Raw genomic sequence first — 11,353 nt, forward strand, 5'->3', positions numbered from 1 at the left:
TGATTATAAATCACATTTTAATTCAAAAAAAATAAAGGATATACTTTAACTAACTTCACTATCTATTATGCCAACTAGAGAAAAAGAACAACGTTTAGAACAGAAGAAAAAAAATGATAACTATCATAATAGTAATTACAGTTTTGGGCCTCAAGACTTGGAAGATATCAACAACTACTATGATAAAATAATTAAGGAAAGAAATAATTATGAATCAGAATCTGACATCAATAACCTTACAAAGCAGTCTGAACAAGGTCCGGTATCGAAATTAAATGACTATCCAGAAAATGATAAAGTAATTAAACCAACATTAGTTGAAAACCTACCAAAATATAATTCAGTTATTAAAACTTTAAGTAAAAATGATCTTTTTTTAAAAGTACTTGATCATTTAAATTCCTATGATGAATATATTGTTATTTCAGAAAAAAGAGATTTGAATTCTGCCTTGGTAACTGGAGAAAATGGTTATTTTAAGCACGCAGAAGACGGGATAATTTTCCCTGAAGGACATCTTTTCAATCCTCATAAGATAAAACTTCAAGTTCCACATAAAAAAAAACCAGCTAATGGATTTACAGAGAGTACAATATTTGAAGAACTTTTTCATGCACTTCAATATATTAGTAAGGATTATTATGAAAAAGCACTTCAAATAGAAACTGAGGCAAAAGTTGCAAAAATGTTCGTTTTGTACGATTTAGCAAAATCTGAAGGTAAAAAGGATGAATACTCTATTGCAAAATATATTCATCAAAAGAATCACAATAGCTATGAAAGAAAATTCCTTTTAAATTTTAATGGCAAAAAATTTGATGGGCAACTTAACTCCATAATAAAAAAATATTTTGAAGCTATATTCAACAGAACAGAAGTATCAGAAGAACTCGAAGCTCAATTCCGTTTAGAAGTAAAAAAACTTTCCGATAAAGTATACGATAAATATAGAGATGAGTGGCTAAAAATGGGACTCAAAATTGATAAAAATACATATAATGGTGAAACTCCACTTTTTGATGAGCTAATTGAATTAAAATGAAAAATTTATTAATTGTTATTTTACTAGTTATCGTTGCTTTTCTTATTCAATTAAGATTTGAAGAAAAGTCGGCTCAAAAAGATTATATGAATGTAATTAATGTTGAAAAAAAATATGTAGAAGAGGACCTCTCAATACTCTTTAATTTAGAAGATTATGAAGAATGTAAGAATACTTTTGATTCAATTAGAAATGATTCCTATAATTTGGATTTCGCTTTTACTTTTGAGTATAGGGTTATTCCTGTAAAATGCACAGAAGATACTTTGGAAATGATACTTTTAGATGATTATAATATATTTCACTGCATAAATGGTGAGTGCAATATTTTTTATATTGATTCACTAGTGAAGTTTATTGTTGATCCTTCACCGCATCCCATTTATCAATAACGAGGACCTCAAACCTGAACAGAAATGCTTTCAGAGTAACTGAAACCATTAGATCTGTGATACGGTAATTATTTTTAGAGGCTTTGTGTACAGGTAAAAAGTTGTTTCTAAACTATTATTTCAATCCTAAGCTGTTAAAAATTAATAAGCACTCTACGGTTTAAAATATGTAGAGATAGAAGTATCAATAAAAAATTAATGTTGCAAATCCAAGAAGTTCTGTTCAATGTGGGCAGGTGTTGTAATAAAGCAACTCTTAAAAGAATTAGATTGAAAAGTTCTAATAAGTCAAAGTTATTCATAACCATAATTAATTTTGTACTAAAATAAACAAATGATAAATACCCTCTTATGATTAAAAAGCCATGAAAAATGGTACAATAAATTTATTTAAAGCTAGCTATAAATATTATGCAAATTAGAGAAAAAGAACAACGTTTAGAGCAAAAGAAAAAAAGTAATACCAATTATGATGGTAATTACAATACTGAACCCCAAAACTTGGAAGAAGCTAATCAATACTATGATAATCTTATAAAGGAAAGAAATGGGGAAAGTGAGGTTTATGTGGAACCTGAAGGAAAAGTAAAAAGTATTTCAAATACTAATGATAAACACCCTACCTCAACTAGAAAAGCAGGACATTTTATATTATATATCAGAAAAGAAGGTATTTTCCTTGAACTCATAACTCCTATCAAAGGGGCAAAAATGATATTGAATTAATCTCCGATTTATCATATAAAGATGTAAACGATCAAGCAGAACGACTTGCACACTATTTTGCTACTACTCAAGAATTGGGAGTAGCACAGTTGGGGTCAAAGAGTTATATTAGTTTTTCATCTGAATTTTACAACTACCTGTACCAATTTAAAGTATTAGAACAATTACAAACAACAGCAGATAATACTTTATATTTCTATGAACCCCGTGGTGGAGAAAGAAACATGCTTGCTTTCCATCATCATAGAACAATGAATTCTAACCACTCGCTCAATGCTCTTCTTAATTATTTTGAAGCGGTAGAACGAAATATAGCCTTTTTAAGCATAAATCATGATATGTTTGATAGTGATGAGAAGTTTAGTGGTGACAATCTCTATAAGGTGACTCTTTTGACAGATGAGGCAAAGAGCAATGTAATGAAAGATAAAATGGCCACAGATATGACTACTGTGCATGATTATCCATTACTAACAGCACCTAATATTAGTATAGAGAGAAGGTTTGTGAATGAAGGATTTGAAGAACAATCTAAAATAAATGATAAGCTCAAGAATTTCCTAGAGAAATATGATAGGTCGAATGATTACAATGGAGTTCTGGAAAAAGCTGATGAGGGACTTAAAATTCGTTTTATGAGGGAAACCAAAGACGAAGAAACCCGCAATATAGTACCCAGTCAAGCACTGCCAATCCAAATAGACCTTTGTTCTTATACTATATGGAAAGAGCACTTAAAGGAATATGTGAAAAATGTATTTGTGGCTAAAACTCCTGAACAACGTTATCTCGCCAAAAGATTATTATTTTCGAATGCTAAAACACGAGCAAACACTATTCATACAAAACAAGATTTTGCAAAAGACCATATGGGGTACGATGAGTCGTATGGTGGTAAAGCAGGAAAAATTATTCCAAATGCTGATGGGTTGAAGAAAGGTGAATTTGAAATATTAATTCGTAATAAATTTTTCGATCAAAATAATAAACAAAATGATTATGAAGAATTAACGGTATTCAAAGAAAACAATACTAACATTTTATATTTCCATTTTGCTACTCAAACTGAGATGAATAAAGTACTTAGCTTATCCAGTACACTTTATTCGGAAAAAAACTCAGGAGAAGATTCTTACAATTACAAGATGAATTAATAGAATTGGTTAGAAGATGTAATAATGAATATAGAGAGATGAAAAAACCATTATTACAAGGAAGAAAAGTATACAACAAAAAGACAAATAATCCTGTTCGACTTTTTATTGATGAAAATTCTTTTGGCACCAACGAGACGGCTGAATATTTTGGGGATGGACATATTTTGATTTATAGTTGTGGCAGGGTGTTGTATGACAATTCCAAAAGTAACCTATATAAAAATACCCGTGAATATGAAAAAGATAATACAAGAAACAATGATAATACTTTAACGAATTTCGCTAAGGAGTTGAATGAGATAGGAATGAACGATGGTCCTTATGAAATCTCTATTGATCTAGCCTTAGATCTATCTCTAACTGGTGAAATGTTAAACGCTTTTCTAAATGAAAGAAAAAAGGAAATAAGAGTACTAAAAATACCGTTAAAGTAAATAATAAGAATAATACTAAAAAAATCACTTTGACTGATGGCAGTGAGTTTTCAGTGGACTTTGTACTTTCACTTATTTTAAAACAAAATACAAATCGTCAATTTGTTGTAGAGCTTAAGAATAAAACTGATGTCTTTTTAGACCTTGAAGTGAAAGATGATAAAGACAATGAACTACTAAAACTTGATGATGTTAGTTTCGATGGCAATTTCACTTTATTAGAAGGTACTTTTGATTCTCTAGCTCATTTTCTTGCTCACTATATTTTTCTTACCAATGCTTACAAATACTATATTTACAAACAAACCAAAGATCGATTAAGCGCAATAAAAGATATCGCTAATTCTTTTTTGGACTGGTTTGATCTTGATTTAATATTCGACAGTGGTATAGAGGCTATTCCCAAAGAAATAAGAGATCAATTTTGGAAAACCGAAAATGCTTATTGGGACCTGTTACATAAACCGTATTATAGAAATGTTCGTATGGGTGGCTCTGTAAATGATGGAGAAACTACAACATATACACAAAAAGTAGCCTTACCTTACCAAAAAGTAAATAACAAGGAAGGACAAAGCACTACAGACAAACTTTTAGGTTTAAAATCTCTGAAAGAAATTATCGATTGGCAAACTGGGGGGAAAAAGGTTGAAAGAACAGTTGTTCCACAAGAGTCAGAAGCCACCCTTATTGAAAATAATTTACTCCAATTTATTATTGACCTAATCATTGAAGGTTCATATAATATCTTATTTGGTTTGGAGTCCTTAAAGTTTCTATGGAAATATGATTATGATGATCTCAATGAAAAAATTAAGAAAGAACCCTTGATTAACCTTATGCATGAGAATTATCAAATAGTATGTGAAACTTTAATGTTGTTAGCTCAACAACTTAAGAAAACGAATAAAATTGGGAAAAAAATTTATGGAGCTGAACAATGGATAAAGAAAAAGAAAGAAAAGATTACAGAGTCTCCATTAGTAAAAAAAGTTGAAAAAATTTTTACAAGTGCATATAGTCTTAACATGAATTATCAGGTGGGACAATTCGAAGATGATTATCGAATGGAACACTCAGAAGATGATCCCGAAAAATATGAATTGAAAAAAAGCAATCGATTAAATATTGAAATGAACATTCCGATGGGCATTTATCTTGGATCTGATTTTATCAATAAAGTACTAGAAAGTAATGCTTTAGAAGGTGATAATAAAATCAATGCTTTAAAAGCAGTATTTAATGATTATGATTGGGAAGCAGGAGAAGCTGACTTCTCACAATCTTTAAACGAAGTAACCTATAAATGGCTTTACAAAATTTTTGACGATACTTCAAAATTAAAAGCCGATGGGTTGACCAAAGAACTAAAAGAATTAGAGCAGCTTAAAGATTATACTGCGGTTGCATTGACTTCAAGTTCAAATGGTATTACACATCTTACATCTTTGATTCCAATACTAGATCTTGATGCTAGCTGTAGATTCTCATCTGAATGGACATTTGAAAACTATGAATGGAAACTTTCTCATTCTTGCTGGTCACTTTTTGGTGCTGCAGGAGTCTCCACCTCTTTACTGGCAGGATTTAAGAAATTGAAAGGGAATAAAAAAACAAAAGGAGCGGATAATAAATCAGGAAATAAAACGACATCAAAAAATAATAGCAATAAAACATCCTCAGAAAATCAGGACCAAAAAATGCTGGTTTCTGTCTTCGATATGCTGAATAGTCAACAAGTGAGTGCTACTATTAATGCAGGGTTTACGAGAAATGAAACATTTGTCACATATTTTGATGGGCAACCTTCCTATAATATTTATAAAATTGCCAACGTCTACTTTAGTCATCAAAACAACAAAGACGGAGCCGAAGAAGTAGAAGTAATTGCCAGCGAATTTTATCCAATCATAAATGATCTGGAAAAAAGTAAAGATACTCCAAGTAAAAGAAAAGATGGCTTTTCGAAAGAATATTATGAAGATGAAGTCGTCAATTTTAACAGTGGTAGTGAACAAGCTTACGCACTATACCATACAAAAGAAGGAAGAAATCAATACTTTACTTCAAATGGGTGGAATCAGTTTGTGAAAAAACATATTAAGGAATTAGTCGTAGTTGCTGATGCTTTTGCGGAAAGTTTGAGAGGGGCTGTTGAAAAAGATGGTGATAGTTATATCTGGAATACATCATCTTTGGAGATTGGCGGTATTAATCCTGAAATGCATTTTGGAAAGTTAGATCAAATTTTAACTTCTAAAAATCCAAATCCAATGCGTGTAATTTTTGATAAGAATGCATGGCCGGTACTTAATGATATTGTAAAAATAAAATTCTTAACAAAATACTTATTACTTCCAATGTACCATGATAATAATAAAAACAAATATGAATTATATAAATAGAAAAAATAATACAATAATAGTATTACTCCTTATTCTTTTATCAATAAGTAACTATTCTTTCTCACAAATAGAACTTTCTAAGGAAGAAAGGTTGAAACATGAAGCCGACATAATAAAAAAATTAGAAATAGAACTTGGTGAATATGTTTTTCATGTATGTGGTAAAAATAAAGAAGGTTTTGTATCATGCATCACAATTTCACAAATCACTTCTCCTATACCAAAAATACCTTCTAGTGTTAAAGAATTTAAGTATCTAGAAAATTTTAATGCATTTAGTATTGGTTTAGAAGAATTCCCTGTTTTTATCTTAGAATTAGATTACCTTAAAATTGTTAGATTATTTACCAATAATATAAAGTCAATACCTGATAACTTCGAAAGTTCACCAATCGAGTTTTTGAATCTAGCAGGAAACCAGCTTACAACTTTACCTTCTAGTATTGGAAATTCAAAAATAAAAACTCTCAATATAGGTGCTAATAATATTCCTGAGTTTCCAAAAGCCATTACTAAAATGCAATATCTTGATTCTTTAGCTATTGGAGGAAACCCTTTTAAATACCTTCCTAATGAAATTGGAAATCTTAAAAAATTAAGAATAATTACAGCACAAGAAACTGCATTAACTACTCTTCCCGAAGGGATTTCTGAGTTGAAAAATTTAAAAAAGCTTGTACTAGATGCTTCACCTATCAATTCTTTACCTAAAGGGATTCAAGGTTTGAAAAGTTTAGAGTACCTAAATTTGAATAGTACTAAAATTGAGGAACTCCCTGACTACATCATTAATTTACCCAAGTTAAACTTCCTTGCTTTGAAAAGTTCGAATATAAAAAAGCTACCTGAAAATTTCCATGAGTTTGAAAGTTTAAGAGGTTTAAGAATTGAAAACACTGCTATTTCCTCTTTTCCTAAAAACTTTCACAAAATGTCTAAACTCGAAATGTTATATATTGGTTCATGTCCAAATATTAAGTCATTACCTGATAACCTATCAGGGTTAAAAAATTTAAAAAGACTTAGCTTAAATTACCTCGAACTTGGTAAAGTTCCAAACTTCATTTTTGAGCTAGATAGCTTAGAAAAGCTATCTCTTAAGAGAAATAAACTTCGATCCATCCCTGATGAACTAGCAAACCTAAAAAACTTAAAAGAAATAGAACTAAATATGAACCCTCTAATGACTTATCCAAAAGCACTCTGTGAACTTCCTAATATCGAAAAAATCAACGTCAACCAAACTGAACTTACAACACTCCCACTTGAAGCCTTAAACCCTCCAAAATTGAAATGTATTCAGATATATTATAACCCTATTAGATCATTACCAAGAGAATTTTTGATTCTGAAAAAAAACAGGTGTGGTTTACCTGATAAAATAAGAATTGAATAATATTGAGAAGGAATTTTATCAGATCATCAATAATCTGAAGGAAAGTAAAGATACATCAAGTAAAAGAAAAGATGGCTTTTCGAAAGAATATTATGAAGATGAAGTCGTCAATTTTAACAGTGGTAGTGAACAAGCTTACGCACTATACCATACAAAAGAAGGAAGAAATCAATACTTTACTTCAAATGGGTGGAATCAGTTTGTGAAAAAACATATTAAGGAATTAGTCGTAGTAGCTGATGCTTTTGCGGAAAGTTTGAGGAGGGCGGTTGAGGTCAAGGATGACAAGTATGTCTGGAATACATCTTCTTTAGAAATTGGAGATATTAATCCTGTAATGCATTTTGGGCAAGCAGATCAATACTTTAATAAAGATAGTAAACATCTTTTCAAAAAAACAATAAAGAAGGATACATGGAAAGTACAGAGTGATTCAAAAAAAATAATGTTCTTGACAAAATATCTACTACTTCCTATGTATCACGACAAAAATAAAAATCAATATGAGTTACATAAATAAATCTTATCAAATATTCGTCTGTCTTTTACTTACCTTATCTATTAGTGTCAAGTTTAATCATACATTTGCTCAATCTGATATAAAAAAGAAATTAGCAAGGGAGGCTGAATTACTTAAAATATTCGAAAACACATTCGTTTTTCCTAAAGAAATACATATTTTCAGAAAAGATAGCTTAGGATTTGTAACAGGGGTTAACATATCAGGATTAACTCTTGAAGAGGTACCTACAGAAATTAATGAGTTCGAATTTATAAGTGAACTCATTTTTACAGAATCAAATTTAGATTCATTCCCTTTATTTATTCTTGAATTTAAACATTTGAAATTCTTAGACCTTTCTTCTAATCAGATAGATAATATACCTGATAAATTCCATAACTCTAAACTGGAAATATTAGATTTATACGATAATAAGATTTCAGTTTTACCGCCAAGTTTGAAGTATCCGAAAATTAAAAAGCTGATAATTCAAAAAAATGAGTTCTCTTATTTACCAAGTGTTATTACTGATATGGATAGTTTGTCATACCTTAGTATGAGTAAAAACGCAATACAAAAATTCCCAAATGAAATAGGAAACCTAAAAAAATTAACAGAATTATATGCTAGGGAAACTGCATTAACTACTCTTCCCGAAAAAATTTCTGAGTTGAAAAATTTAAAAAGATTAGATCTTACTGCTTCACCTATTAAAACATTACTCAAAGGGATTGTTGGAATAGAGAAATTAAGAGTAATATTCCTAGATCAAACTAAAATTGAAAAACTACCCGATTATATTGTTGATCTACCAAACTTAGAAACAATCTATTTGGAAGATACTAATATTAGTACCCTGCCAACTAATATTCATAAATCTAAAAGTATTAAGTGTTTAGGTTTAAAAGGTTCTAATATTAGATCTTTTCCTTCTAATTTCCATAAAATGGAAAAACTTGAAGCTTTATATATTCAAAAATGTCCAAACCTGAAGAACCTTCCTGAATCATTAGGACTGATAAAGTCTCTTAAAAGATTAAACATCGGTTATTTAGATTTAGGAGAAATCCCAAATTTCGTATTTGAATTAGATAGTCTTGAAGAACTTTCAATTAAAAGAAATAAAATTCAAGACATCCCTGATAAGCTAGCAAACCTAAAAAACTTAAAAGAGATAGAACTAAATATGAACCCTCTAATGACCTATCCAAAAGCACTCTGCGAACTTCCTAATATCGAAAAAATCAACGTCAACCAAACTGAACTTACAACACTTCCACTTGAAGCCTTAAACCCTCCAAAATTGAAATGTATTCTTATAGATTATAATCCAATCAGATCGCTTCCTAGAGAATTTTTGATTCTGAAAAGAAACAGGTGTGGTTTACCTGATAAAATAAGAATTGAATAATATTAGATATTATCGTGGTTTACTACTTCATCATTAGCATATGACTTAAGTCGTAGACTAATGATGATGAAAAGCAGATTTTCAGTCTATTACAAATATGAATTACATAAATAGAAAAAATAACGTTAGTATAGTATTACTCCTTATTCTTTTATCAATAAGTAACTATTCTTTCTCACAAATAGAACTTTCTAAGGAAGAAAGGTTGAAACATGAAGCCGACATAATAAAAAAATTAGAAATAGAACTTGGTGAATATGTTTTTCATGTATGTGGTAAAAATAAAGAAGGTTTTGTATCATGCATCACAATTTCACAAATCACTTCTCCTATTCCGAAGATACCTTCTAGTGTTAAAGAATTTAAGTATTTAGAAAATGTGGTATGGTAATTATTTTAGAGGCTTTGTGTATGAGTAAAACCTATACTGAGAATAACATCATAAAAACGGATTTAATTACCGATAAAATTCCAGCATTGACTGGACAAGACGATCCGGTTAATTTATTTTAACCTACTCCAAGTCATATAAAAAACAGAAATAAATTTCTTAAAAATGAAAAATAAGCTATTTTTCCTAATGACATTATTATTTTGTCTTTACTGTAATTGTACCTATGCTCAAAATGAAATTAGCTGGACAAACATTTTTAAAGCTTATCAAAGAGATGTATATAAACCTTACAGAGCCAACACTCAACTTACTGATAGTAAAGCACTTGAAAACCTCAACTTACCTTTCACAAAAGATACTGAGATATGGTGTAATAGTATTTACAAAATCTGTGATTACGAAACTGTTAATTTTGGTCTTAATAATAAATATGAATTATCAGTTTTCTTTAGGCTATATCAATACAATGCCAATATAATTATATTTGGAGGAATCATTGAATATTCAAGGATACCTGGTTTCTTTATTTTTTATCGAAAGGAAAATATTTTAATTTTTTTAGGTGGTTTGCCTGATAAGTTTGAGGGTGCTAATTTACCTTTTCAAGATATTTTTCTTTTAGATAGTCATTTTGATGTTTGCAAACGAATTGTCTTAGACAAAGATCAAATTGTTTACAAAACGGAAATTACAGAGTACCCAAGAAGAAAGGAGTTATTATTTATTCCACAGAAAAAAATAGATATTCCTTCTAACCTTAAAACATTATTACCTTTATTAAATGATAATGACTACTGGCAGGGTACTGGTAAAAATTTGTTTCCGAACTTTTCTTACCATCCTATGTGGTTAATGCCAATGGTTACATATGAAGAAGAACCTCACGGCTTAAATTATATAGAAATAGAAGAAGAAGAAAAATAAACCCAACACTGATTTAATTGAAGTTTTTAAAGGTACGATCATTCACTATGATTTATCAGAAAGTGAAATTAAATTTTCAGAAGATTTAAAGCGAGAAACTTTTTATCGGCTTTGTTCAATTTGTAATGGTACCAACAAAAAAAGCAGAAGGACTATCAAATGCTTTGTAAGAACTAGCACAACTTAAAAGAAATACAGTTGTGCATAGCTTTAGATGAATTTCAGGGAGTGTCGGGAGTGTCAGATGAAGGGAGTGTCAGATGAACGCTGTCTCGTTTTTCTTCTGAACTCTTAATTTACTTCTTATTTCTCAATTAAATTTCTTTTTTCGAGAAGATCAACTTTAGTGAGTGTTACATCGGTCTCTTTTCCACTTAATATATCCTCCATTGCCTTAATCCTATCAAATGCTTTATTCCTTGCTTCTAATGCTTTAGATGAATTTAATTGTGCATAAGCTTTAGAGTTGTAGACTGTGGAAATATAGGATAATGTGTCGAGCCCAAGAGTAATTCCCACCCTACTCTTGGACCTTTTATTCAAACTTCAACCCTAAAAATCAATTCTCAT

Annotated in this window: 11 protein-coding genes; all 11 read left to right on the forward strand. The window is 29.9% G+C overall.

Translation table 11 applies throughout. The features are described from left to right. Positions 1–67 precede the first annotated feature (67 nt). Positions 68–1,042 (forward strand): hypothetical protein, encoded by a 975-nt coding sequence (locus tag HHU12_RS26470; RefSeq protein WP_169659755.1) that lies wholly within the window; start codon positions 68–70, stop codon positions 1,040–1,042. Continuing rightward, a complete protein-coding gene (locus HHU12_RS26475) occupies positions 1,039–1,434 on the forward strand; it encodes a hypothetical protein (RefSeq protein WP_169659756.1) in 396 nt (131 codons plus the stop codon). Before HHU12_RS26470 ends, HHU12_RS26475 begins: the two co-directional genes overlap by 4 nt. A gap of 411 nt (positions 1,435–1,845) precedes the next feature. Beyond that, complete coding sequence (locus HHU12_RS26480; RefSeq protein WP_169659757.1) at positions 1,846–2,160, forward strand: hypothetical protein; 315 nt, start codon at positions 1,846–1,848, stop codon at positions 2,158–2,160. A gap of 74 nt (positions 2,161–2,234) precedes the next feature. After that, positions 2,235–3,314 (forward strand): hypothetical protein, encoded by a 1,080-nt coding sequence (locus HHU12_RS26485; RefSeq protein WP_169659758.1) that lies wholly within the window; start codon positions 2,235–2,237, stop codon positions 3,312–3,314. A 38-nt stretch (positions 3,315–3,352) separates the two neighbouring features. Then, positions 3,353–3,751: a hypothetical protein gene (locus tag HHU12_RS26490; RefSeq protein WP_169659759.1), complete on the forward strand. Its 399-nt coding sequence runs from the start codon at positions 3,353–3,355 to the stop codon at positions 3,749–3,751. A gap of 29 nt (positions 3,752–3,780) precedes the next feature. Then, positions 3,781–6,156: a hypothetical protein gene (locus tag HHU12_RS26495; protein WP_169659760.1), complete on the forward strand. Its 2,376-nt coding sequence runs from the start codon at positions 3,781–3,783 to the stop codon at positions 6,154–6,156. Then, positions 6,140–7,552 carry a leucine-rich repeat domain-containing protein gene (locus HHU12_RS26500; RefSeq protein ID WP_169659761.1) on the forward strand — a complete coding sequence of 471 codons (1,413 nt, stop codon included), beginning with the start codon at positions 6,140–6,142 and terminating at the stop codon, positions 7,550–7,552. The genes HHU12_RS26495 and HHU12_RS26500 overlap by 17 nt, the downstream gene beginning before the upstream one ends. After that, positions 7,545–8,072, forward strand: a complete 528-nt coding sequence (locus HHU12_RS26505) for a hypothetical protein (RefSeq protein WP_169659762.1) — start codon at positions 7,545–7,547, stop codon at positions 8,070–8,072. Before HHU12_RS26500 ends, HHU12_RS26505 begins: the two co-directional genes overlap by 8 nt. Further along, positions 8,056–9,465: a leucine-rich repeat domain-containing protein gene (locus HHU12_RS26510; protein ID WP_169659763.1), complete on the forward strand. Its 1,410-nt coding sequence runs from the start codon at positions 8,056–8,058 to the stop codon at positions 9,463–9,465. The genes HHU12_RS26505 and HHU12_RS26510 overlap by 17 nt, the downstream gene beginning before the upstream one ends. Before the next feature lie 97 nt (positions 9,466–9,562). Beyond that, complete coding sequence (locus tag HHU12_RS26515; RefSeq protein WP_169659764.1) at positions 9,563–9,856, forward strand: hypothetical protein; 294 nt, start codon at positions 9,563–9,565, stop codon at positions 9,854–9,856. A gap of 165 nt (positions 9,857–10,021) precedes the next feature. Next, positions 10,022–10,783, forward strand: coding sequence for a hypothetical protein (locus HHU12_RS26520; RefSeq protein ID WP_169659765.1), 762 nt, complete (start codon positions 10,022–10,024; stop codon positions 10,781–10,783). Positions 10,784–11,353: the final 570 nt, after the last annotated feature.

It is taken from the genome of Flammeovirga aprica JL-4, from assembly GCF_012844305.1.
Classification (GTDB): domain Bacteria; phylum Bacteroidota; class Bacteroidia; order Cytophagales; family Flammeovirgaceae; genus Flammeovirga; species Flammeovirga aprica.